Annotated in this window: 15 protein-coding genes; 6 read left to right on the top strand and 9 right to left on the bottom strand. The window is 75.5% G+C overall.

Annotated features, from left to right (window positions below; all coding sequences use genetic code 11):
• Positions 1 to 49: 49 nt before the first annotated feature.
• Positions 50 to 4,933 carry an amino acid adenylation domain-containing protein gene (locus ACIOFR_RS04085; protein ID WP_400992245.1) on the top strand — a complete coding sequence of 1,628 codons (4,884 nt, stop codon included), beginning with the start codon at positions 50 to 52 and terminating at the stop codon, positions 4,931 to 4,933.
• A complete protein-coding gene (locus ACIOFR_RS04080; RefSeq protein ID WP_400992243.1) occupies positions 4,930 to 10,365 on the top strand; it encodes an amino acid adenylation domain-containing protein in 5,436 nt (1,811 codons plus the stop codon). The genes ACIOFR_RS04085 and ACIOFR_RS04080 overlap by 4 nt, the downstream gene beginning before the upstream one ends.
• A 73-nt stretch (positions 10,366 to 10,438) precedes the next feature.
• Here the strand turns inward: ACIOFR_RS04080 and ACIOFR_RS04075 are convergent, their stop codons facing one another.
• Positions 10,439 to 12,070 carry an alpha/beta hydrolase gene (locus ACIOFR_RS04075; protein ID WP_400992242.1) on the bottom strand — a complete coding sequence of 544 codons (1,632 nt, stop codon included), beginning with the start codon at positions 12,068 to 12,070 and terminating at the stop codon, positions 10,439 to 10,441.
• A 272-nt stretch (positions 12,071 to 12,342) separates the two neighbouring features.
• Here ACIOFR_RS04075 and ACIOFR_RS04070 point away from each other — a divergent pair, with 272 nt between their 5' ends.
• Both ACIOFR_RS04070 and ACIOFR_RS04065 read left to right on the top strand, forming a co-directional pair.
• A complete protein-coding gene (locus tag ACIOFR_RS04070) occupies positions 12,343 to 12,795 on the top strand; it encodes a hypothetical protein (protein ID WP_400992240.1) in 453 nt (150 codons plus the stop codon).
• A gap of 9 nt (positions 12,796 to 12,804) precedes the next feature.
• On the top strand, positions 12,805 to 14,715 hold the full coding sequence (locus ACIOFR_RS04065; RefSeq protein WP_400992239.1) for a M64 family metallopeptidase: 1,911 nt from the start codon (positions 12,805 to 12,807) through the stop codon (positions 14,713 to 14,715).
• Positions 14,716 to 14,751: 36 nt separating this feature from the next.
• Here ACIOFR_RS04065 and cobF read toward each other — a convergent pair whose 3' ends face one another.
• The 7 genes from cobF to ACIOFR_RS04030 form a co-directional block, all read right to left on the bottom strand.
• A complete protein-coding gene (cobF, locus tag ACIOFR_RS04060; protein ID WP_400992237.1) occupies positions 14,752 to 15,519 on the bottom strand; it encodes a precorrin-6A synthase (deacetylating) in 768 nt (255 codons plus the stop codon).
• 141 nt (positions 15,520 to 15,660) lie between these two features.
• A complete protein-coding gene (locus ACIOFR_RS04055; RefSeq protein WP_400992236.1) occupies positions 15,661 to 17,190 on the bottom strand; it encodes a M1 family metallopeptidase in 1,530 nt (509 codons plus the stop codon).
• Positions 17,191 to 17,344: 154 nt separating this feature from the next.
• Positions 17,345 to 17,704, bottom strand: a complete 360-nt coding sequence (locus tag ACIOFR_RS04050; protein WP_400992234.1) for a UBP-type zinc finger domain-containing protein — start codon at positions 17,702 to 17,704, stop codon at positions 17,345 to 17,347.
• A 158-nt stretch (positions 17,705 to 17,862) separates the two neighbouring features.
• Positions 17,863 to 18,195, bottom strand: coding sequence for a hypothetical protein (locus ACIOFR_RS04045; RefSeq protein WP_400992233.1), 333 nt, complete (start codon positions 18,193 to 18,195; stop codon positions 17,863 to 17,865).
• Between the two features lie 112 nt (positions 18,196 to 18,307).
• On the bottom strand, positions 18,308 to 19,072 hold the full coding sequence (locus ACIOFR_RS04040) for a class I SAM-dependent methyltransferase (protein ID WP_400992231.1): 765 nt from the start codon (positions 19,070 to 19,072) through the stop codon (positions 18,308 to 18,310).
• Positions 19,073 to 19,125: 53 nt separating this feature from the next.
• Positions 19,126 to 19,350 carry a hypothetical protein gene (locus tag ACIOFR_RS04035; RefSeq protein WP_400992229.1) on the bottom strand — a complete coding sequence of 75 codons (225 nt, stop codon included), beginning with the start codon at positions 19,348 to 19,350 and terminating at the stop codon, positions 19,126 to 19,128.
• Between the two features lie 207 nt (positions 19,351 to 19,557).
• Positions 19,558 to 22,335, bottom strand: a complete 2,778-nt coding sequence (locus ACIOFR_RS04030; protein WP_400992227.1) for a LuxR C-terminal-related transcriptional regulator — start codon at positions 22,333 to 22,335, stop codon at positions 19,558 to 19,560.
• 215 nt (positions 22,336 to 22,550) lie between these two features.
• On the opposite strand from ACIOFR_RS04030, the gene ACIOFR_RS04025 reads away from it, so the two are divergent.
• Together ACIOFR_RS04025 and ACIOFR_RS04020 are read left to right on the top strand one after the other, a co-directional pair.
• Positions 22,551 to 22,970: an SHOCT domain-containing protein gene (locus ACIOFR_RS04025; protein WP_400992225.1), complete on the top strand. Its 420-nt coding sequence runs from the start codon at positions 22,551 to 22,553 to the stop codon at positions 22,968 to 22,970.
• Positions 22,971 to 23,253: 283 nt separating this feature from the next.
• Entirely contained in the window at positions 23,254 to 23,862 is a 609-nt protein-coding gene (locus ACIOFR_RS04020) for a hypothetical protein (protein WP_400992224.1), read from the top strand.
• 1 nt (position 23,863) lies between these two features.
• On the opposite strand, the gene ACIOFR_RS04015 is transcribed toward ACIOFR_RS04020, so the two are convergent.
• A complete protein-coding gene (locus ACIOFR_RS04015; RefSeq protein ID WP_400992223.1) occupies positions 23,864 to 24,133 on the bottom strand; it encodes a hypothetical protein in 270 nt (89 codons plus the stop codon).
• Positions 24,134 to 24,549 lie beyond the last annotated feature (416 nt).

The following is a 24,549-nucleotide window of genomic DNA, read 5'->3' as shown; positions in this document are numbered from 1 at the left end:
CCGATTCGTCGGCCACAAGCCGGAACAGGGCCACACCTCAGGAGAGTTGATGAGTTCCATCGGACTTCCTCCGCTCGACCCGGCCGCCTCCCTGGCCGACCTCGTCGAGACGCAGGTCCGTCGCACACCCGACCGCACCGCACTGGTCGACGGTACGGACCGGCTGACCTACCGTGAGCTCTGGTCCTCGGTCGAGCAGTTGGCGTCCGGACTCGCCGGCGCCGGTGTGCGGGCCGGAACCCTGGTGGGAGTCTGTCTGCCCCGGACGCCCGACCTGGTGATCGCCGTCCTGGCGGTGCTCCGGGCCGGCGGCGCGTACGTACCGCTGGACCCGGCCTACCCGCGGGACCGGCTGGAACTGGTGATCGGCGACGCCCGGGCACCGGTGGTGATCACGGACGGCGCCCACGAACACCTGCTCGCCACGGCCGGCGCCGCACTGCTCCACCTCGACGCCGCCCGGCCGGCCCCGGCCGTCACCGCGTTCCCGGACCCGGGCCCCGACGCGCTGGCCAACGTGCTGTACACCTCCGGTTCCACCGGCCGCCCCAAGGGCGTCGAGGTCACCCAGCGCGGCGTCAACGCACTGCTGCGCTGGGCCGCCGGGCTGCTCGGCCCGCAGGACGTCGCCGGGGTGCTCTTCGGCACCTCGGTCTGCTTCGACCTCTCGGTCTACGAGATCTTCCTGCCGCTCTCCACCGGCGGCACCGTGGTGCTGGCCCAGAACGTCCTGGCCCTGCCCGACCTGCCCGCCCGGGACGAGGTCACCCTGGTCAACACCGTGCCCAGCGCGATGGGCGCCCTGCTGCGCGGCGGCCGCGGCCTGCCCCCCGGCGTCCGGGTGGTGAACACCGCCGGCGAGCCGATGTCCCGCCGCCTCGCCGACCAGGTCTACGCCCAGCCGCAGGTCGAGCGCCTCTACAACCTGTACGGGCCGACCGAGGACACCGTCTACTCCACCTGGTGGCCGGTCGGCCGCGACGAGACCTTCGAACCGCTCATCGGCCGCTTCCTGCCCGGCACCACCGGCACCGTCCTGGACGAGCACCGCAGACCCGTGGCACCCGGCGGCATCGGCGAGCTCTACCTGGCCGGCGACGGCCTGGCCCGCGGCTACCACGGCCGCCCCGACCTCACGGAGCAGAGCTTCGTGACGATCGACGGCCGGCGCTGCTACCGCACCGGCGACCTGGTCCGGCTGCGCCCCGACGGCAACCTGGAGACCCACGGCCGCACCGACCACCAGGTCAAGGTCCGCGGCTTCCGGGTCGAACTCGCCGAGATCGAGGCGGTGCTGTCCGCCCACCCCGGCGTCCAGACGGCCGTGGCCGTCGTCCAGCGCGACGACTCCGGCGACTACCTCGCCGCCTTCGTCCAACCCGACCAGGGCGCCGAACCCACCGTCGCCGACCTGCGCGAGCGCTGCGCCGCCGCGCTGCCCGGCTACATGGTGCCCGCCGCCGTCGAGCTGCTCGCCCGCCTCCCGCTCACCCCCAACGGCAAGACCGACCGCCGGGCCCTGCCGGTCGCCGCCCGCACCCGCACGGCCCAGGAGCACTACGTCGCCCCCCGCACGCCGGCCGAGGACCGGATCGCCGAGCTGTGGCGGTCCGTGCTCGGCGTCCCCCAGGTCGGCGTGCACGACGTCTTCCTGGACCTGGGCGGCCACTCGCTGCTCGCGCTGTCCGTGCTGGGCCGGATCGAGCGCGAGTTCCAGGTCCGCGTCCCGCTCGGCGAGTTCTTCGCCGCCCCCACCGTCGCCGCCCTCGCCGTCCGGGTCGCCGACGGCGCGGACGCCCGCCCGAGGGTCTCCCCGCCGCACCGCGACGGCGACCGGCCCGCCCGCGCGACCTCCTTCCAGCGCGAGCTCTGGCTGCACGAGTCGGTGATGGGCGGCACCGCCCTGTACAACGTGCCGCTGCGGATCCGCGCCACCGGCCGGCTCGACCCGCAGCGGCTCGCGGCCGCGCTCACCGAGCTGGTGAGCCGGCACGAGGTGCTGCGCACCGCCCTGGTCGGCCGCGACGGCGAGCTGACCGTCGAGATCCGCCCGGCCTACCCGGTCGACGTCCCGGTGCTCGACCTGCCCGGCGCGGACGAGGCCCGGATCGAGACCGCGCTGCGCGCCGAGGCCGCCCGCCCGATCGACCTGGCCGGCGGCCGGATGCTGCGCGCCCTCGCCCTGCGGATCGGCGAGCACCACCACGAGCTGCTGATCACCGTGCACCACGCGGCCGTCGACGGCTGGTCCAACGGCGTCCTGCTGGCCGAACTCGGCCGCGCCTACCGGGGCGTGGCCCGCGACCCGGAACTCCAGTTCTCCGACGTCGCCCACTGGGAGGAGCAGGTCATCGCCGCCGGCCGCCCGGAGGCCCGGCGCTGGGCCGGCCGCCTCGCCGGCCTCGACGCCGACCAGCACCTGCCCGGCGACCGCCCGCACCCCGACCCGCACGACGCGACCGGTGTCCGCACGGCCCGCCGGCTCGACCCGGACCTGCTGAAGACGGTCGAACGCTGGGCCGCCGAGGAGGGCGCGAGCCTCTACATGACGCTGCTGGCGGCGCTCGGAGCCGTCGTGCACCGCTACACCGGGCGCACCGACGTCGCCGTGCTGACCCCCTTCGCGGTCCGGCCGCTGCCCGAGCTGGAACAGGTCCTCGGGCCGCTCACCAACACCGTGGCGATGCGCTTCGACGTCCGCGGCACCGAGTCGTTCCGTGAACTCGTCCGCCGGGTGCGCCCGGTGGTACTGGACGCCGCCGACCACTGCGGGCACCCCGCCGGTGAGCAGGTCCAGTACGCCGGCGGCGCGGCCGGGCTGACCGCCACCCCGTTCGCCCAGATCATGCTGGCGGTCCAGAACCACCCCGCGGCGGCCGCCGAACTCGGCGACCTGAAGCTGGACTTCGTCGCGGAGGTCTGCAACGGCACGGCCAAGACCGACCTCTCGCTTTTCCTGGAGTTCCCGGCCGACGGGCCGCTGCTGTCCGCCGAGTACCGCACCGGCCGGTACGACGAGCCCTCCGTCCGGGCGGCCGTCGACCACCTGCTGACCCTGGTCGCGCACGCGGTGGCCGAGCCCGACCTCCCGATCGCCGAACTGGCGATGCTCTCCGAGGCCGAACTGCGGGCCGCCGTCCCCGGCCCCGGCGAGCCCCCGGCCCCGGCGCCGACCCTGCCCGAACTGGTCGCCGCCCAGATCGCCCGGACCCCGGACGCGATCGCCGTCTCCGCCGCCGACGGCACCCTCAGCTACGCCGAACTCGACGCCGCCGCCGACCGGTTGGCCCGCCGGCTGCGAGCCGGCGGAGCCGCCCCCGGCACCCTGGTCGCGGTCGCCGTCCGGCGCGGGCGCCTGCTGCCGGCCGCCCTGCTCGGCGTCCTGCGCAGCGGCGCCGCCTACCTCCCGCTCGACCCCGACCAGCCGACCGCCCGCAACCGGGCGGTGCTCGCCGACTCCGGCGCCGCCCTGCTGGTCGGTGAGAGGGCGACCGCCGCGGACGAACTGTTCCAGGGCCGCTCCGCCGTCCTGGTGGACGACCCGGACAGCGCCCCGCCGGTCGCCGCAACCGGGACCGTGGCCGGCCCGGAGGACCCCGCCTACCTGCTCTACACCTCGGGCTCCACCGGACGGCCCAAGGGCGTGTCCGTCCCGCACCGCGCGATCGTCAACTTCCTGCGGTCGATGGCCCGCGAACCCGGCATCACCGAACGGGACGTGGTCGCCGCCGTCACCACCGTCACCTTCGACATCGCCGGACTGGAGCTCTGGCTGCCGCTGGTGCTGGGCGCCCGGACCGAGATCGCCGACCGGGCCACCGCCACCGACGGCCGCGCCCTCGCCGACTGGCTGGACCGGCGCGCCGTGACCGTGCTCCAGGCCACCCCGGCCACCTGGCGGCTCCTGCTGGAGGCCGACTGGCCCGGCCGCGCCGGCCTGCTGGCCCTGTGCGGCGGCGAGGCCCTCACCGGCGACCTCGCCCGCGACCTGCTCCGCCGCTGCCGCGAGCTGTGGAACCTGTACGGCCCGACCGAGACCACCGTCTGGTCCACCGCCCAGCGGGTGGACGCCCGGCTGGCCGCCCACGACGCCGTGGTCCCGCTCGGCGGCCCGATCGCGCACACCCGCCTGCACCTGCTGGACGCGGCCGGCCGGCCCGTGCCGCCGAACGGCGTCGGCGAGCTGTGCATCGCCGGCGCCGGCGTGGCCCTCGGCTACCACGGCCGCCCGGAGCTGACCGCCGAACGGTTCGTCCCCGAGCCCGGCGCCCCGGACGGCGCGCCGATGTACCGCACCGGCGACCTCGCCACCCGGCGGCGCGACGGCCGCCTGGAGTACCACGGCCGCGCCGACCGGCAGATCAAGCTGCGCGGCTTCCGGATCGAACCGGGCGAGGTCGAGGCCGCGCTGACCGGGCTCCCCGGCGTCACCGCCGCGGCCATCAGCCTGCGCACCGGCCCCGCCGGCCCGGTGCTGGCCGCCCACGTGGTCACCGACGGCCGCACCGGCGAGGAACTGCGCACCGCCCTCGCCGCCCGGCTGCCCGACCACCTGGTCCCCGCCGTGGTCGTGCCGCTGCCCGCCCTGCCGCTCACGCCCGCCGGCAAGGTGGACCACGCGGCCCTGCCCGAGCCGCGGTTCGGCGGCACCGGCGCACCGCCCGAGGGCGACTGCGAGGAACTCCTCGCCGAGCTCTGGCAGGAGGTCCTCGGCCTGCCCGGGATCGCCCGGACCGACGACTTCTTCGCGCTGGGCGGCCACTCGCTGCCCGCCATCCGCCTGGTCGCCCGGGTCCGCGACACCTTCGAGACCGAGCTGCCGCTGCGCGCGGTCTTCGAGACCCGGACGCTGGCCGCGATGGCCCGCCGGATCGAGGACCTCCTGCTCGGCGAGCTCGACGCCGACCTGCACCTCGCGGGGGAGACCCGATGACCGTCGACGAGAGCACCGCCGCCCCCGCCGCCGGCCGGCAGGAACTGCTCCGGCAGCGCCTGGCCAGGGCCCGGGCCGCCAAGGCCGCGCACCGCGGCATCACCCCCCGCCCGGAGGGCGCCGCCGCCCCGCTGTCCTTCGCCCAGCGGCGGATGTGGTTCCTCGCGCAGTACGAGCCGGACAGCGGCGCGTACAACATCCCGCTCGCGCTGCGGATCACCGGCGAGCCCGACACCGCCGCACTCGCCGCCGCACTGACCGACCTGGTCGAGCGGCACGAGGTGCTGCGCACCGTCTACCCGTCCGCGGACGGCCTCGTCCGTCCCGAACTCCACGACGCCGAGCGGTTCGCACTCGCCACCCTCGACCTGCCCGCCACCGAGGCCGACGCCTGGCTCGCGGACGAGGCCCGCCGGCCCTTCGACCTCGCCGCCGACCTCCCGGTCCGGGCCGCGCTGCTGCGCACCGGCGACGGCCGCAGCGTCCTGAGCCTGGTGCTGCACCACATCGCCGCCGACGGCTGGTCGATCGGCGTGCTCTGGCGCGACCTCGCCGAGGCCTACGCCGCCCGACGCGCCGGCCGGGCCCCCGCGGCCGCGCCGCTGCCCGTCCAGTACGCCGACGTCGCGCACTGGCAGCAGACCACCCTCGCCGAGGAACTGACCCGCCAGCAGGCCTGGTGGCAGGAGCGGCTGCGCGGCGCCACCGCCACCGTCACCGTGCCCGCCGACCGGCCCCGGCCGGCCGTGGCGGGCAGCCGCGGCGAGCGGATTCCCGTCGCGTTGGGCGCCGAGCGCTCCCGCCGGATCCGGGCCCTCGCCGAGGAGACCGGCTCGACCGTCTACATGGTGCTGCTCGCCGCCCTGCAGACCGTGCTGTCCCGCTACACCGGCGCCGAGGACGTGGTGGTCGGCAGCCCGGTCGCCGGCCGCACCCGCAGCGAGACCGAACCGCTGGTCGGCTGCTTCGTCAACACCCTGGCGATGCGCACCGACCTCTCCGGCGACCCCACCGTCCGAGGCCTGCTGGAACGCGTCCGCGAGGGCACCCTCGGCGCCTTCGCCCACCAGGACCTGCCCTTCGAGCGCCTCATCGACGCCCTCGGCCTGGAACGCGAACTCGCCCACACCCCGCTCTTCCAGGTGATGCTCAACGTCCAGGGCGACGCGGCCGAGCGGCCCGCACTGCCCGGCGTCGAGGTCGAGTGGCTGGACAGCGGCACCGGCACCGCCAAGTTCGACCTGTCGATCGCCGTGGTGGACGGCGGCGGCGAGCTCACCGGCGACCTGATCTGGCGCACCGAGCTCTACGACGAGCCGACCGTGCGCCGCACCCTCGGACACCTCACCACCGTGCTGGACGCCATGGCGGCCGACCCCGACCGCCCGCTGGCCGACCTGCCGCTGCTCACCACCGCCGAGGAACGGCAGCTCGCCGCCTGGGGCGACACCGCCCGCGCCTGGGACCTGACCGGCACCCTGCACGGACTGATCGAGGAGCAGGCCCGCCGCACCCCGCACGCCCCCGCCGTGCTCGGCGCCGACGGACGGCTCAGCTACGCCGAACTCGACCACCGGGCCGACGAACTGGCGCACCGCCTGGTCGCCCTCGGGGTCGGCCCCGACCGCCCGGTCGGCCTGTTCGTCGAGCGCTCCGCCGCCCTGGTGGTCGGCATGCTCGGCATCCTCAAGGCCGGTGGCGCCTACCTCCCGCTCGACCCGCTCTACCCGGACGAGCGGATCCGTGCCCTGCTCACCCAGGCCTCGGCCGCCGCCGTGGTGACCACCGCCGACCTCGCCCCGCGGACCGCCGGCGCCGTGCCCACCGCCCTGCTGCCCGGCCTCGACGTGCCGACCGGCCCCCCGCTCGGCCCACCCGCGGTCGAGGTGCGCCCCGAGCACCTCTGCTACCTGCTCTTCACCTCGGGCTCCACCGGCGCGCCCAAGGCGGTCGCCGTCGAGCACCGCAACTACCGCAACTACCTGCACGGCCTGCGCGAGCGGACCACCCCCGCCGGCGCCGAACCGTGGAACTGGGCGCTGGTCTCCACCTTCGCCGCCGACCTCGGCACCACCAACGTCTTCGGCGCCCTCACCGGCGGCGGCTGCCTGCACCTGCTGACCCGCGACCAGGCCACCGACCCGGACGCCTTCGCCGACTACCTGGCCGAGCACCGGATCGACGCGATGAAGCTCGTCCCCAGCCACCTGGAGGGACTGGCCGCGCACGGCGACCGGCTCGCCGGGGTGCTGCCCGGCCGGCTGCTGATCTGCGCCGGCGAACCGCTGCGCCCCGACCTGGTGGCCCGGATCCGTGCCGCCGCGCCCAGGCTGACCCTGCACAACCACTACGGCCCGACCGAGACCACCGTCTCGATGCTCGGCGACCCCGTCCCCGCCGAACTCGGCGACGCCGCCACCGCGCCGCTCGGCCGTCCCTTCGGCAACGTCGGCGCCCACGTGCTGGACGGCCGCCGCCGGCCCGTCCCGGTCGGGGTGCCGGGCGAGCTGTACGTCTCCGGCGGCGGCGTGGCCCGCGGCTACCTCGGCCGTGACGACCTCACCGCCGAACGGTTCCTGGACCTGCCGCAGGGCCGCGCCTACCGCACCGGCGACCTGGTCCGCCGCCGCCCGGACGGCGCGGTCGAGTTCCTCGGCCGGGTCGACCACCAGGTCAAGATCCGCGGCTTCCGGGTCGAGATCGGCGAGGTCGAGGCGGAACTGACGGCCCGCCCGGAGATTCGCGAGGCCGTGGTCGTCACCCGCGGCGAGGGCGCCGCCCGTGCGCTCGTCGGGTACGTCGTCCCGGCCGCCGGCCCCGTGGACCCCGCCGCCCTGCGCACCGCGCTGCGCACCCGGCTGCCCGACTACATGGTGCCGGCCGCGCTGGTGGTGCTGGACGGGCTCCCGCTCACCGGCAACGGCAAGGTCGACCGCGCCGCCCTGCCCGAACCGGCCGCCCCGCAGCGGCCCCCGGGCGCCGGCGCGGCGCCGGCGACCCCCACCGAGCACCGGGTCGCGGACGCCTTCCGGCAGGTCCTGAAGACCGGGGAGATCGGCGCCGAGGACGACTTCTTCGCCCTCGGCGGCGACTCCTTCACCGCCGTGCACACCGTCCGCCTGCTCTCCCGGGACCTGTCGGTGATCGACCTGTTCCAGCAGCCCACCGTGCGCGGGCTCGCCGCCCTGCTGGACGCCCGCGCCACCGGCACCGGCCGGGAGGGACCGCGCCGGCTCCTGCACCGCCTCACCCGCTCCACCGCGCCCGCCGCACTCAGCGTGGTCTGCGTCCCGTACGGCGGCGGCAGCCCGGTCACCTTCCAACCGCTGGCCGACGCGCTGCCGGCCGGCCACCGGCTCTACGCCGTCGAACTGCCCGGCCACGACCCGAGCCGTCCCGACGACGAACTCGCGGGCCTCGACGGCCTCGCCGACCTGCTGGTCGAGCAGATCACCGAGCAGGTCGACGGCCCGGTGGTGCTCTACGGCCACTGCCTGGGCGGCGCCCTCGCCACCGCCCTGGCCTCCCGGCTGGAGGCCGCCGGCGCCGACCTGCGCGGCCTGGTGCTCGGCGGCACCTTCCCGGCCGCCCGCTTGCCCGGCCGGTTCGCCGAGTGGATGGCCAGGCGACTGCCCGGCGACCGGATGCTCTCCAACCGCTCCTACCTCGACTACCTGCGGGCGATGGGCGGCTTCACCGACGTCTACGACACGGCCGAGCAGGACTTCCTGGTCCGCGCGCTGCGCCACGACGTCCGGCAGGCCGAGGACTTCTACACCCGCGCCTACGGGGACGGCCGCCCCGCGCCGATCTCGGCCCCGATCCTGTGCGTGGTGGGCGAGAAGGACCGCGCGACCCTGCTGTACGAGGAGCGCTACGCCGAGTGGGAGCACTTCGGCGAGCGCGTCTCGCTCGCGGTGATACCGCGGGCCGGGCACTACTTCCTCAAGCACCAGGCGGACGAGCTGGCCCGGGTGCTGACCGGCTGGACGGCCGCGCCGCCGCCCCCGCAGGAGACCCCCGCCGCCCGGGCGGCCCGTCCCGACCTCGGCACCTTCGCCAAGGTCGCGATCGGCCAGTTCGTCTCGATGATCGGCACCGGCCTGTCCACCTTCGCGCTCGGCGTGTGGGTCTACCTGCGGACCGGCTCGGCCTTCGACTTCGCGATGATCTCGGTGGTGGCAGTGCTGCCCGCCGTGCTGCTGCTGCCGGTCGCCGGCGCCGTGGCGGACCGGACCGACCGCCGCAGGATCATGATCGTCACAGACACCGTCGCCGCCCTCGGCATGCTCTCGCTGGGCCTGCTGCTGTGGACCGACCTGCTCCAGCTCTGGCACGTCTACCTGGTCGCCTGCATCGGCTCGACCTGCACCGCCTTCCAGCGCCCCGCCTACCTGGCGGCCATCACCCAGCTCGTCCCCAAGCGCTACCTCGGCCAGGCCAACGGACTGGCCCAACTGGGTGCCGGCGCGGGCGACATGATGGCGGTGCTGGCCGGCGGCGTGCTGGTCTCGCTGATCGGGCTGCACGGGGTGGTGCTGTTCGACATGGTCACCTTCCTGATCGGCGTCAGCGCCCTGCTGATGGTCCGCTTCCCCGACACCATGTTCGAGAAGCAGGAGGAACCCCTGCTGCGCGAGGTGGTCACCGGCTGGCGGTACATCGTGCGCCGGCACAGCCTGGTCGCGATGGTGGTCTTCTTCGTGGTGTTCAACTACCTCTTCGCGGTGGTCACCGTGCTGGTCACCCCGATGGTGCTGGCCGCCGGCTCCGCGGTCGAACTCGGCGTCGTCACCGCCGTCGGCGGCGTCGGCGCGATGACCGGCGCCCTGGTGATGGCCCTGTGGGGCGGCACCAGGCGCCGCTCGGTCGGCATGATCGGCTTCACCTCCGTGGTCGGTGCCGCCGCCGTACTGGCCGGCATCCGGCCGCAGCCGGTCTTCGTCGCCTGCGGACTGTTCGTCCTGTGGGGATCGCTGATGATCCTCAACTCGCACTGGATGGCGCTGATCCAGACCAAGGTCGGCATGGAGCTCCAGGGCCGGGTCCTGGCGACCAACCAGATGCTCGCGATGTCGATGATGCCGCTCGGCTTCCTCACCGCGGGCCCGCTCTCGGACCACGTCTTCGAGCCCCTCATGCGGCCCGGCGGCGCCCTCGCGGACTCCCTCGGCCTCCTGCTCGGCGCCGGTCCCGGCCGGGGCGCCGGCCTGCTGCTCGTCCTGGTCGGCCTGGTGCTGGGCGGCTGGGGCCTGCTCGGCCTCGCCTACCGCCCGCTGCGCCTGATCGAGGACCTGCTGCCGGACGCCGTCCCCGACCCCGAGATCGGCGACAAGGACACCATCCAGGCCGAGGCGGACCGGCTGCTCGCCGGCGCCCGCCCCGCCGCCGAGCCCGCCCCGCCCCGGGTCCCCGCCGGCACCCGCTCCTGACGCGACGCCGCCTCCCGCGGGTCGGACGGACCGGCGGGAGGCGGCGGCGGGGTGCTTCGGACGACGGCGTGCCTCACGAGACGGCGCCCGCCGTCCCGCCCCCGCCGGTGGCGACGCCGCCGTGCGGCTTGGCCGGGGCGAAGGGCGGCGTGTCCACCTCGCACACGGTGCCGGGCGCCGGCAGGGTGCCGTCGACGAGGTACCGGCTCTCGTGCGCCTGGATGCAGCTGTTGGGGTTGAACAGCGCGGTGTGCCCGTACCCGTTGTTGGTGAGCAGGCGGGCCCTGGCCAGCTCCTTGGCCATGGCCTGCGCGTCCGCGTACGGGGTGGACGGGTCGTAGATCGTGCCGACCACCAGGACGGTCGCGGCCGTGGGGTTGTTCCACGGGCCGGTGTACCGGTCGGCCGCCTGGGCCGGCCAGGTGGCACACGGCTCCGCGGCCCAGGTCCAGAAGCGTCCGGCGTCGCCCGCCCGGGCGGCCGCGGCCTCCTCCAGCCCGTGGTACACGGCGGGGTCGCGCGGGTTGGGGCTGTCGCCGCAGAGCACGGCGCCGGCCTGCTCGTCACCCGTGTACGGGGCCGGGTTCCGGACCGGCGGCGCGGGCGGCAGGACGGACGGCTCCGGGACGCGGCCCTCCCACAGCTCCTGGAGCCGGCCGGCCAGGTCGGCCCAGCCGGGGTTCGCGATGTAGAGGCTGTTCACCGCGTCCGCCACCGTGGCGGCATACGTCCACGCGCCCACCGGCTGCTTGCGGAGCCGCGCCATCAGCTCGTCGAACCTGGCGCGGGTCGCCTCCGGGCTGCCGGCGGAGAAGGCGCAGGCCTCGGTGGTGGTGGACCCGCACAGGGTGAGGAACCGGTCCAGGGTCGCCGCGGCCGTCCCGTCCGAACCCATCCGCAGGAACGTCGGGAGCCGGGCGTCGTCCGAGCCGTGGTTCGTCCAGGCCTGCGGGTCGATGTTGCTGTCCAGGACCATGGCGCGGACGGTGCCGGGGTAGAGGTTCGCGTAGGTCGCCCCGAGGATCGTGCCGTAGGAGACCCCGAGGTAGTTGAGCTGCGGCTCGCCCACCGCCTGGCGGAGCAGGTCGAGGTCGTGCGCGGTGTCGGCGGTCGACACGTGGCGCAGGAGTTCGGGGTCACGCCGCTCGCAGCCCTGGCCCAGCTCCTTGAACGCGGTGATCCAGCTCTCCCGCTGCTGCTCGCCCACCGGGAACCCGACCGGCCTGGTCGCCGCCCAGGCGGCGGCCTCCTCGGGACTGCCGAAGCAGTTGACCGCGGTGCTGTTGCCCACTCCGCGCGGGTCCCAGCTGACGATGTCGAAGCGTTCCCGGACCTCCTTCGGGAAGTCCTCGTAGTTCTGCGGCACCTGCACCGTGCCGGGGCCGCCGGGGCCGCCTGGGTTGGTGAACAGGGTGCCGATCCGCCGCCCCGGGTCGGTCGCCACCCGCCGGACGACCGCCAGTTCGATGGTCCGGCCGCCGGGGTCGGCGTAGTCCAGCGGAACCTCGGCGGTGGCGCAGTCGAACGGACTGCCGGGTATGCAGGGACTCCAGTCCAGTCGGGGCACCGGAACCGATGGTGACGGCGACGGCATGCCGTCGGCCAGGGCGAGCTCCGGCGCCGTCACCACCGTGGCGCAGATCACCGCCGCGGCGATGGCCGCCGCCCGGTGCCGGCGGCCCGCTGTGCATCCGCGTATCGACATGCTCGGTCTTCTCCTCGCCGTTGAGGGTCGGGTGCGGCCGGTTCCGCGCGCACCGGTACGCATCCGTGTGCACCACGACACTGTGTTTCGGCGCCGGACGCGAGCCGATCGGGTCCGAACGGGGCGATCCGCCCTCTGGCTTGGAGAATCGTTCGGGCAGGAACCCCCGGACGTGTGGTTTGCCGCCGTTCCCCGTCCGAAGCCATTGCCAGGCCCCGTGGCCCGGGAGGAGCATGCCCGGGCAGGCCGAAGTCCCAGCGGGAGGTACCGACATGTCCGGTCCCCAGCAGCCGTCCACCACACGCGCCGTCCGACTGATCTTCGAGTACGAGGGCGACGCGGTGCGCCTCGTCTCCCAGCAACCCGTCGACACCGTCGTCAGCGGTTTCGACACCCCACCCGAACTCCGGCCCGGCCACTTCGTGGAGGCCCGGGACAGCCGCGGGCGGAGCCTCGTCCGGGTCCCCGCGCGGGGCGCCTTCCTGGAGAGCGCCGAGGTCTTCCCGGAGGACCACGCGGAGCCGATCACCCGGGTCGACGTCGAGGCCCGCGGTGCGTTCACCGTGGTCGTGCCGACGCCGGCCGCCGCCACCCAGGTCGCCGTCGTCCGGGTGGCGCCACCCGGCCCCGGAGCGGAGCCGACCCCCGGCGGCGGTGCCACCGGCCCGCTGCCGGGCGCCGCGCCGCGGGTCGACCTCGCCACCTTCCCCCTCGAAGCCCGGTAGGGGGCCCGGATGACCACCGCCGACGGCACCGTCCAGGGCCGCACCCAGATCTTCGGGTCCGCACCGCGCAACCGGGCCTTCACCGTCGTGCTGCTCGGCGACGGCTTCACCGCCGCGCAGCAGGCCGACTTCAACACCGCCTGCGCGGCCTTCGTGACCGCGCTGCGCGCCACCCCGCCGTACGACGAGCTCTCCCCCGCCATCAACGTCTGGCGGGTCAACGTCGCCTCCACCGACACGGGCGCCGACGACCCGGTCAGCGGCGGCGGCACGGGAGCGACGGCCCGCACCTACTTCGACTCGACCTTCGGCGCGAACGGCATCCGGCGGCTGCTGGTCTGCAACGCCACCACGGTGCTCAGCACGGCCGCGGCGCGGGTCCCGGAGTTCAGCGTCGCGATCGTCGTGGTCAACTCCACGGTCTACGGCGGCAGCGGCGGTTCGGTCGGCACCTACTCGCTCGCGGGCGGCGCGACCGAGATCGCCATCCACGAGATCGGGCACACCGCCTACGGGCTGGCGGACGAGTACCCGTACTACGCGGGCGGAAACGAGACCGGGCACGACCACCACCCGGCGGGCGAGCCGTCCGAGCCGAACGTCACGCTCAACACCGTCCGGTCCACCCTCAAGTGGGGCTGGGCGGTCGCCGCGGGCACCGCGCTGCCCACGATGAGCAACCCGAACTGCTCGACGGTGGACGGCCGGGCCAGCACCGTCCCGGCCGGCACGGTCGGCTGCTTCGAGGGCGCGCACTACTACCACTGCGGCGCGTTCCGGCCGGAGTACACCTGCAAGATGCGTGAACTCGGCGTCCCCTTCTGCCGGGTGTGCCGGCAGGTGATCTGGAACCGGATCGGTCCGCTGGCCACCCTGCCCGCCCGGGAGCGCACCGCGATCAGCGTGGTCGCCCGCTACCCCGAGCACCTGGACGTCTTCGCGGTCGCGGCGGACGGCCGGACGATGTCGGACTGGTGGGACCAGTCCAGCGGCTGGGCCGGCTGGTTCCAGGTCTCCGGCGGCGTCGCCTCGCCCGGCGGCCCCGGATCGCCGGTCACCTCGGTCGCCCGGTACGCCGGACACCTCGACCTGTTCACGGTGGGTACCGACGGCCGGGTCTACAGCACCTGGTGGGACCAGTCGAGCGGCTGGGCCGGCTGGTTCCGGGTGGGCAGCCTGGTGGCCCGCCCCGGATCCACCGTCAACGTCGTCAGCCGCTACACCGACCACCTGGACCTCTTCACCACCGCCTCCGACGGGCGGACGATGTCGACCTGGTGGGACGCCCGCACCGGCTGGGCGGCGGACTGGTTCCACCTCGGCGGCGGGGTCGCCGCCGCGGGCGCCACCGTCACCGCCGTCGCCCGCTACCCGTTCCACCTCGACGTGTTCACCGTGGGGACGGACAACCGGGTCTACAGCTGCTGGTGGGACGAGCGCAGCGGCTGGGCCGGCTGGTTCCCGCTGCCGGGCGTCACCTGCCGGCCGGACTCCACGGTGACCGCGGTGGCCCGCCACCGGGACCACCTCGACCTGTTCACCACCGCCTCCGACGGGCGGACGATGTCGACCTGGTGGGACGCCCGCACCGGCTGGGCGGGCTGGTTCCAGGTCTCCGGCGGCACGGCCTCGCCCGGCTCGGCGATCACCGCCGTGGCGCGCTACACCAACCACCTGGACTTGTTCGTCGTCGGCGCGGACAACCGCATCCAGTCGACCTGGTGGCACGACACCACCGGGTGGGCGGCCTGGTTCAACGTCTCGGGCGGGGTGGCCAGGCCCGGCAGCCAGATCGCCGCCCTGAGCCGGGTCACCGAGCACCTGGACGTGTTCGCGGTCGGCGCGGACGGGCTGGTCACCAGCGCCTGGTGGGACGTCTCCGGCGGCTGGTCGGGCTGGTTCCCGCTCGGTATCACCTGAGCCGGCCGCCGTGCGGGGCGTCCCGCCGCCCGGCGCTCAGTGCGCCCCGCCCTCCGCACGCCGCAGCAGGTAACTGTCCATGATCCAGCCCTTCCGCTCCCGCGCCTGCTCGCGCAGCTCGCGGATCCGGGGGGCGGTCTCCGCCAGCGGCCCGGCCGCCAGGATCTCGTCCGGCGTGCCGAGGTACGCCCCGTAGAAGATCTCCAGTCCCTCGGGATCGATCTCGGTGAAGGCGGCGCGCCCGTCCAGCATCACCACCACGTCGTCCACGTCCTCGGGAAAGCCCCGGGCGAGTCGGCGGCCGGTGGTGACCTGGACGGCGCGCCCGACCCGGGTCAGCGTGGTGCGGTGCCGGGCCGCCAGCGCCGAGATGCTGCTGATGCCCGGGATCACCTCGTACTCGAAGGCGGCGGTGCCGCGCGCCAGCACCTCGTCCACCACGGCGATCACGCTGTCGTACAGGCTCGGGTCGCCCCAGACCAGGAAGGCGCCGGTCTCGTCCGGGCCGAGGTGCTCGGCGATCAACCGCTCGACCAGGTCGGCCCGGCGGCTGCGCCAGTCGTCGACGGCCGCCGTGTACGCAGGGGTGGTGCGGTCCCGCTCGGCGTCCGGGACGCCGACCACGCGGTGGCCGGGCCGCCCGTGCTCGGTGAGGATCTGCCGGCGCAGCCGGATCATGTCCTGCCGTTCCTCGTTCTTGTCGAGGATGAAGAACACGTCGGTGCGGGCGAGGGCCTTGGCCGCCTGAAGGGTCAGGTGGTCGGGGTCGCCCGCCCCGATGCCGATGACGAGGATGTGCTGCATGGCAGCGATTGTGCCGTGCCGCCCGCCGGCCCGGACGGCCGGGGCGCCGGCGGACCCTTCCCTCCGGGACGCCTGCGGGCGGTGCCGGGGGCGGGCCGCCGGGCCGGGTGCCGGCCCGGCGGCCCGCCCCGGGCGCCCGGCTCAGCGGCCCGAAGGACGGTGCTCGTGCACGGAGTTGCTCTCCTGGAGCTTCTTCCAGGAGAGCGGCTCCCGGAGCTCCCCGGCCGGGGCGGAGGCGGAGGGCCGCGGTCCGGCGGCCGACACCGGATGGGTGGGAGCGGCCGGCTTGGCAGGGGTGAACAGCCAGGTGTCCAGCAGGGCGCCGAGCGGTTTGCCGGAGATCCGCTCGGCGTACGCCCGGAACTGCTCGATGGTGGCGTTGCCGTACCGGTGCTCGGCGGGCCAGCCCTTGAGGATCCGGAAGAAGGCCTCGTCTCCGACGGCGTTGCGCAGCGCCTGGACGGTGAGCGCGCCGCGCTCGTACACGGCGGTGTCGAACTGCCGGTCCGGGCCCGGGTCGCCGGGCAGGACCGTCCAGAACGGGTCGTCCGCGGAGTAGGCGGCGTAGGTGTAGTCGGCCAGTTCCTGCGCGGTGCCCTCGCCCTCGTGCTCGGACCAGAGCCACTGCGTGTAGCGGGCGAAGCCCTCGTTGAGCCAGATGTCGCTCCAGCGGCTGAGCGAGACGCTGTCGCCGTACCACTGGTGGGCGAGTTCGTGGACGACGACGCCGGTGTTGGCGCCGCGGGCGAACTGCCGGGGGCTGTAGAAGACCTGGCTCTGGGTCTCCAGCGCGTAGCCGGTGGTCACGTTGGGCACGTAGCCGCCGACCGAGCTGAACGGGTAGGGCCCGAGGTAGCCGCTCAGCCAGTCGACGAGCTCGCCGGTGCGCTCGACGCTGGCGCGGGCGGCGCCGGCGTTGTCGCCGAGGTCCTTGCTGTACGCCGTGAGGACGGGCAGGCCGCCGGCGGTGGTGTCGGAGACCACGTCGAAGCGGCCGACGGCGAGCGTGGCCAGGTAGGTGGCCTGGGGCTTGTTCTCCCGGTAGCTGTACCTGGTCCAGCCGAGCCGGGACACCTGCGAGGTGAGCACGCCGTTGCTGATCGCCTGGGTCCCGTCGGGTACCAGGACGGAGACGTCGAAGGTGGCCTTGTCCGAGGGGTGGTCGTTGCTCGGGAACCACCACCAGGCCGACTCCGGCTCGTTGGCGGCGATGCCGCCGTCCGGGGTGCGCAGCCAGCCGGTGAAGCCGTACCGGGAGACCTTGGACGGGGTGCCCGAGTACCGCACCACCACCGTGGCGGTGGCGCCCTTGGCGAGCGGCCTGGCCGGGGTGATCTCCAGCTCCTGCTCTCCGGTGGCGGCGAACGCGGCCGGCCGGCCGTTGACCAGCACCTCGCGGACGTCGAGGGCGAAGTCGAGGTCGAACCGGGAGAGGTCCTGGGTGGCGGCGGCGAGCAGGGTCGTGGTGCCCTCCAGGTGGTCGGTGGCCGGGTCGTAGGTGAGTCGGATGTCGTAGTGCGAGACGTCGTAGCCGCCGTTCCCGTAGGTCGGGTAGTAGCGGTCTCCGATGCCGGGCGCACCGGCCTGCCCGATCGGGGCGGCGGAGGCGGGGACGGCGAGGAAGAGGGCGGCGGCAGCGGCGGTGGCAGAGACGGTCAGCCTCGTGCGCAAGGGGTCCTCCGGGGTCGCTGTGACGGGTGCCTGTCTGACGACAGGTCTGATCCCTGTCCCGGCGAGGGGTGTCCCATCCCTCTGTTTCGCAATGTTCATGCCACGAAATCGGGCGTCACCCGGCCGACCTGCCCCGGCGCCCCCCCGGGGGCGCTCAGTGCAGGTGCTGCCGCCAGTCCGCGGGCACCTTCCCCTGCGGGCCGGGGGTCGGCTGGGCGGTCGGGTGGCAGGCCGGACCTGCCAGCTCGGGCCCCTCGTAGTACTGCTCGGTCTCGATGTTCCACAGCCAGCTCTCGCCCGGCTCGAAGCTGGCCAGGAACGGGTGACCGGCCTCCCTGGCGTGCCGGGTGCCGTGCTGCGAGGGGGAGGAGTCGCAGCAGCCGACGTGCCCGCAGGCCGCGCAGCGGCGCAGGTGCAGCCACCAGCCGGGCCCCTCGCCCGCCAGGCACTCCACGCAGCCCTCGCCGCTCGGTACCACCGTCGGATCGATCCCCGGGATCTGCTCGTCGGCCATGCGGAGTACTCCCTGTCGGTACGGACGTCTGAGCGCAGCGTACGACCGCGACCACGGGGGCCCCGGCCGCCGCGCCGGGCTGCCGCGCCGGGCCGACGTGCCTGGCCGACGTGCTGCCCGAGCCGCTCCGCCCGAGCCGCGCGCCACCGAGCCGCGCGCTACCGGGCCTGCCGCCGCCGGTCGGCGAGCAGCACGACGCCGGCCGTGGCCGCCGCGACCGCCGCGCCGGCCGTCAGGAGGCCGCGGTCCGAGCGCCAGGACAGCACCGACCAGCGCGACTGTGCCGACAGCACCGAGCCGGTGCTCAGCCAGGACCCGGCCGAGATCAGCGACAGCGCGGAGCCGATCGAGCCGAGCGACAGGGCGCTGCCCACCGAGCCGATCGACAGCACCGACCCGACGGACCCGACGGACAGCACCGAGCCGACCGAGCCGATCGACAGCACGGAGTCCTTGGACCAGAGGGACAGCGGCGAGTCACCGGGGTTCATCCGAAGCACTCCTGACCGATCGACAGCGGGCCGCCCGTCGGTCGGCCGCCCGTCGACCGATGGTAGAACGCCCGCACGACCGCCCGCACCGCGCCGGCCGTTCCGGCAGCCGTCAGGCCGGTCGACGGGCCTCGATCAGGTACCGGGTCGAGTGCGCGACGAACGGCCCCTCGCGCTCGATCCGCCGGTGCAGCTCCGCCAGCCGGTCCCGGTGGGCGTCGACGGTGAAACCCGGCACCATCCAGATGACCTTGCGCAGGAAGTAGACCACCGCGCCGATGTCCAGGAACTCGGTGCGCAGCGACTCGAACCGCAGGTCGACCACCTCCAGGCCGGCGGCCTCGGCGCCCCGGCGGGCGTCGTCGGGGTGGCGGCCGCGGCGGACTTCCTCGGGCTGCGGGCCGAGGAAGTACTCGACCAGCTCGAAGACGCTGGCGGGGCCGACGTGCTGGGCCAGGTAGGTGCCTCCGGGGCGCAGCACCCGGGCGATCTCCTCCCACCAGACGGTCACCGGGTGGCGGCTGGTCACCAGGTCGAAGGCCCGGTCGGCGAAAGGCAGCGGCGGCTCGTCCGGGTCGGCGACCACCACGGCCCCGAGCGGGTGCAGCAGCGCGGTGGCCCTGGCGACGTTCGGCGGCCAGGACTCGGTGGCCACCATCACCTTCGGCAGCGTCGCCCCGGTGCCGGCCAGTACCTCCCCGCCGCCGGTCTGCACGTCCAGCGCGGCCGACGCCCGGGTCAGCCGCTCGCCGATCATGCGCTGGTATCCCCAGGACGGCCGCTGCTCGGTGGCCCGTCCCGCCAGCCAGGAGAAGTCCCAGCCCGCCACCGACACGGAGTCGGCCTCCGCCACCAGGTCCTCGAACGTCCGCGTCATGCCCCGATCATCCCGGTGCGGACGACGGCCGCGCCACCCGGTTCCGGCGCGGCTCAGCCCTCCCCGGCGAGGCCGGTGCCGCGCTCGGGCAGCTGCCGCATCTCCACCACCTGGAGGCCCACGGACTGGAAGCGCATCAGCAGCCCGTACAGGTGGGCCTCGTCGGTGACCGGCCCGAGAAAGAGGGTCTGGTCGGGCACGGGGGCGTGCTCCAGTTCGGGGAAGGCCTCGGCCAGGGCCGGGGAGACGATGCCGGCGACGCGGAATTCGTAGCGCATGCGGGCCTTCCCTCGAAGCCTGGGGCCGGTGGTGGTGCCCGGGGCCGGTCGTTCCCCCCCCACCGTGGGTTCCCCACCATGCTGGGCGCCCGCGAGGCCGCGGGCATCGCCCGAACCGGGCGATCCGGGGTGATCCAGGCCGTCCGGGAGGTCCAGGAGGTCCGGGGGGCCGGGGAGGTCAGGTCCGGGCGGTCCGGACCGGCCGGGTCACAGCAGCCCGAGCTCCCGGGCCCGGTGCACGGCCTCGCTGCGGCGGGCGGCGCCGAGCTTGCGGTAGATGCTCTTCAGGTGCGTCTTGACGGTGTTGGCGGACACGTACAGCTCGGCCGCGATCTCCTCGGTGGAGAGCAACTGCGCCGCCTGGCCCAGCACCTCCAGCTCCCGGGGGCTGAGCGGTTCGACCACCGCGGGCAGGGGCCCGGCCGCCTGGGTCGGCGCGGGCCGGAGCAGACGGCCGGGCAGCCAGCCGTGCTCCCGGGCCAGTTGCGGATGGCGGCCGAGCACCCGTCCCACCCAGGGCCCGGCCTCGACGAAGCGGCGCCGCAGTTCCTCGGGCCGGGCCAGGCCGAGGGCCAGCGCGAGCTGGCGGCGGGCGCCGGCCGGGTCGCCGAGCCGCTCGGCGGCCTCGGCCCGGGCCAGCCACACCGCCACCTGGTCCGGTACCGGCACCTGGTCCGCCGGGAGACCGGGCCCGGCGACCGCGCCCACCGCGCCCAGTGTCGCCAGCGCCGCGTCGGGCCGCCCCGCGGCCAGCAGTGCGCGGGCCAGGGCCGCCGCCACCGCGGGCCGGGCCGGGTCGGCGCCGTCCAGCACGGCCAGCGCGGCGGCCGGGTCGTGCCGGGCCAGGTGCACGGCCGACTCGGCGACGGCCAGCCCGTCCGCCGTCCAGGCGGGCAGAGCCCGGGCCCGCGGGTCCTCCGCGGCCGCCCGCAGCGCGGCGAGCGCGCCCGCGGGGTCACCGGCAGCCGTCGCCAGCCTGGCGGCGGTCACGGCGGCCCGCACCGCGGCGACGGGATCCGCGGGCGGGCCCGCGACCAGGTCGAGCAGGTTCCGTGCGGTGGCGAGGTCGTCGTGCTCGGTCGCGACGCCCGCGAGCACCAGGTGGCCGACCCCGGCCAGGCCTCGCGGCGGCAGCACCGAGCGCTCGGCGACGGCGAGCGCGCCCCGGGCGTGCGTCTCGGCCCGCCGCAGCCGTCCGCGCTCCAACTCGACCAGGGCCAGCGCGCCGAGGCTCTCGCCGTGCGGCGCCGGTGTCCCGGCCGGTCCGCAGGCCGCCACGGCGGCGGTGAGCCGGGCGGCGGCGGCCGCCAGGTGGCCGGCGTCGAGTTCGGCCGCGCCGTGGGCGGCCAGCACGGTGGCCGGCACCTCCGGGTGGCGCGCCAGGAGCTCCGGCGGCACCTCGCGCAGCAGGCGGTCGGCGTCCGCCGCCGCACGGGCCGCGGCCCGCGGGTCACCGGCGGCCCGGCCGCCGAGGACGGCGAGCACGGCCGCGCCGAGCCGGGCGGCGGGGTCCGCCGCGGTGAGCTGTCCCTCGGCGTGCCGCAGGTGTGCGGCGAAGCCGTCGAGGTCGTGCGCGGCGAGCCGGCGGGCGGCCTCGACCAGCGCCGGGGCCGGGCCGTCCAGTCCGGCCGGCATGGCGGCGAGCAGCCGGCCCAGGGGTTCCGCGTCGGGGCCGGTGACCAGCCGTCCGACGGCCAGAGCGGCCACCAGCTGCTCCGCCGCGAACCGCCAGTCGCCGGCGTCCGCGGCCTGGGCCACGGCTTCGGTGATCCTGCCGTCGGCGGCCAGCCAGCGGGCCGCGCGATGGTGCAGCCGGGGCTCCAACCCCGGGTGCCGGTGCCGTAGATGGGCCCGCAGCACCTCGGCGAACAGCGGGTGCATGCGGTACCAGGCGGAGCCGTCCACCGGCTCCACGAAGGCGTTGCTGCGGGCGAGCCGGGCGAGCGTCCACTCGCCGTCCCGGCGGCCGGTCAGGGCGTCCGCCAGGTCGGGGTGGACCAGCCCGGCGACGCTGACCCGCAGCAGCAGGTCCTGGGTGGCGGGCGGCTGCGCCTCCAGGACCTCGGCGAGCAGGTAGTCGGCGACCGCGGCCCGGTCGGCGGCGAACTCGCGGACGAAGGACTCCGGGTCGCCGGCCCGCTGCATGGCCAGGGCGCACAGCCGGATGCCGGCGGCCCAGCCGTCGGTGCGTTCGGTCAGGGTCTGGACGGCGGCCCGGGACACGGTCAGGCCGTGGTCGCGCAGCAGGGTCTCGGCGTCGGCGGGGGAGAAGCGCAGGTCGGCGTTGCGGATCTCGGTGACCTCGCCGGCCGCCCGGTAGCGGTGCAGGGGGAGCAGTGGTTCGCTGCGGCCGAGCAGCACCAGCCGCAGGCCCCCGGCGGAGTGCCGCAGGACGAAGGCCAGCCCGTCCGCCACCGCCCGCGAGGGGATCGCGTCGAACTGGTCCAGCACCAGCACCACCGGCTCGGGCGACCGGGCGAGCCCCTCGGCCAGCCGGGACAGCAGCAGCCGGTCCGGGCCGACGCCCGCTCCCGTCGCCCCGGCCGGGTGGCCGCTCGGGCCGCCGTTCGGGCCGCTGCCGTTCGGGGCGCCGTCAAGGTCGCCGTCGCCGTCCGGGCCGTCCGGCAGCCGGACGCCGTGCCGGTGCAGCGCCGCCAGCAGGTGCGCCCAGAAGGTGCCGGGTGCGTCGCCGGGTTCGACGGTCAGCCAGGCGGTGGCCGCCGGCCGCCGGCCCTCGGCCAGCCAGTGCGCGGCGAGCAGGGTCTTGCCGGCCCCGGCCGGGCCGTTGACGAAGGTCAGCGGGCCCTGGACGCCCTCCGTCAGCCGGGCCAGCAGCGCCGGCCTGCGCACCAGGCTGCCCGGCAGCGCGGGGACGGCGAACCGCGCCGCGAGGATCGGGTCGCCGGAGGGCGCCCGGGCGGGGGCGGAGCCGGCTGCCCGGGTGGGGCCGGGGGCGGACGAGCCGGTGCGGGCGGGGTTCTGCATGAGGTCACCGGGGTCGACGGGGTGCGGCGGACGGCCGGGCGCCGGCCACCGCCGACGCCACCTCCCACTGAACCGCCGCGGGGGTGCCCCCGCCAGTCGCGGTCACCCGCCACGGGTGACGCGGCGGCGGTGGCGGGTGCCGCACGGTGGAGCCAGGGTGGTGGGACGTGCCCGCCGGCCCGCCCCGCGCACCGCCGCCCGAAGGAGGAGAAGCCATGCTCGCTACGTCACTGGCAGGCGACTACCCGCTGCTCAACCTGTTCTGGACCATCGCGGAGATCTTCCTCTGGGTCCTGTGGATCTTCCTGCTGGTCCGCGTCCTCGACGATGTCTTCCGGGACGACTCGCTGGGCGGCGGCGCCAAGGCCGCCTGGGCCATCGGGGTGGTCCTGATCCCGTTCCTGGGCGTCCTGATCTACCTGATCGCCCGCGGCAAGGGTATGGGCGAGCGCAGCCTCAAGGCGGCCCAGCAACGCGAGCAGGACTTCCAGGAGTACGTCCGGGACGCCGCCGGTTCCGGTTCCGGGGACCAGGGCGGGCACGCCGACCAGCTCGCCAAGCTCGCCGAGCTGAGGAGGAACGGCGACATCTCCGAGGAGGAGTACCAGCGGGCCAAGGCCAAGGTCCTGGCCTGAGCGACCGGCCCGGGCCGGCGCCCGGCCGCGCTTTCGGGCCGGTCGGGTTTCGGCCAGATCCGCCGGTTGGCGGCGGTCCGGGAGCCCCTTGGGGCAACCCGTTGGCAACCCCGCCCCGGCAGCGTCGGCGGACCGATGGAATCCGGACAGGCGTGCGATCAGGCGTTCATGACGATCTGTCAGCAGGTGAAAGCTTCGTGCTATAACTGCGGCGATCATGTGACCGCATGATCGGATCCCGGCGATCGCCACCACACCGATCGCGTCCTCTGGGGGGACACCCATGTCTGCCACGCACCCGCTCCGCCGGCTCGGCCGCCTCGCCGCGCGCGTCACCTTCGCGCTCGCGGCCGCCGCCGCGCTGCTGTTCGCCGACCTCGCCGTCGTCCCCGCCGCGCAGGCCGGCGCGGCCGGTCTCGACGGGACCTGGGCGTGCAGCGTCCCGTCCGGCTACACCTACGACCAGGTCCAGCAGAACCGCACCTGCAGCGGCGGGTCGAGCTGGAACTCCACCGTCTTCCACCTGCGGACGCCCGCCGACGGCGTGATGGCCTGCACGCCGGTCGACGGCTTCGTCTACGACTACGTCCAACTCGGCAGCGCCTGCGCCCAGATCGCCCCGCAGGCCGCGAGCTACCGGCTGCGCACCGCGGTCGACGGCATGACCGCCTGCACGGTGAAGCCGGGCTGGACCTACGACCTGATCACCTACTCCAGCGCCTGTAGCCAGAACCCCGGCGTCCCGGCCACCAGCTACCGCAACCGCCAGCCGGTGAACGGGCTGTGGGCCTGCTGGGCACCGTCCGGCTGGAGCTACACCGCGACGACCAGCACCTTCGACTGCAGCTACCAGTCCGGCGTGCCGTCCACCAAGTACCGCCTCGCCGGCTGACTCAGCCGGTGCGCCGCCCCCGCGCCGTCGGTGCGGGGGCGGTCCGGCGCCGCACCTCGGCCGACCGTCGCCAGATCCGCTCGCGGACGGCCTGCGGCAGGTCCGCCGCAGTGTCCTCGGCCAGCACCTCGCGGCGGGCGACGACCGCGCTGGACACCATCGCCCGGTAGCGCCCGAAGGTCTGCACCTCGCCGGGCGCGAAACACCCGTCCCCGAGGAACGTGTGGTCCGAGTCGTACGGGCCGCGCTCGCCGAGCCGGGCCGTGTCCACCGCCCACGAACGCAGCTCCCAGGGTGGCGAAGCCGGCCGCCGTCCCGGGCCGCAGCCCCAGCACGGTGTACGGGCGCCCGTCGAGCCGCATCACCCGGCGGTGCAGTTTGAGCCCGTCCGCGGCACTGCGCGCGTGCCCGGGGCGTTGCCGGGTGGTTGCGATGGCGGGGTACCTCCGGGGTCGTGGTGGCGGCGCGAACGCGCCAGGAGGCATGGTGGCCGACCGGCCGCCGCGGGGCACCCGGTTTTCCGGCGGTGGCCGGTCCGCCCCGGCCCGCACACCCGCCCGCGCGCCCCGTCCGGGCCCCCAGCGGTGGCCGCGGCGGAGCCCGGACCCGATCCTGGACCGGGGATCCGCCCAGTCCCCGTGGAGTGGCCGTGACCATCCGCCGGGGCGCCGGAGAGCCGAGAGGGCG

The organism is Kitasatospora sp. NPDC088346, assembly GCF_044740765.1.
Taxonomy (GTDB): Bacteria; Actinomycetota; Actinomycetes; order Streptomycetales; family Streptomycetaceae; genus Kitasatospora.
The sequence above is the reverse complement of the archived record's forward strand: the minus strand, read 5'-3'. Positions and strand labels throughout refer to the sequence as shown.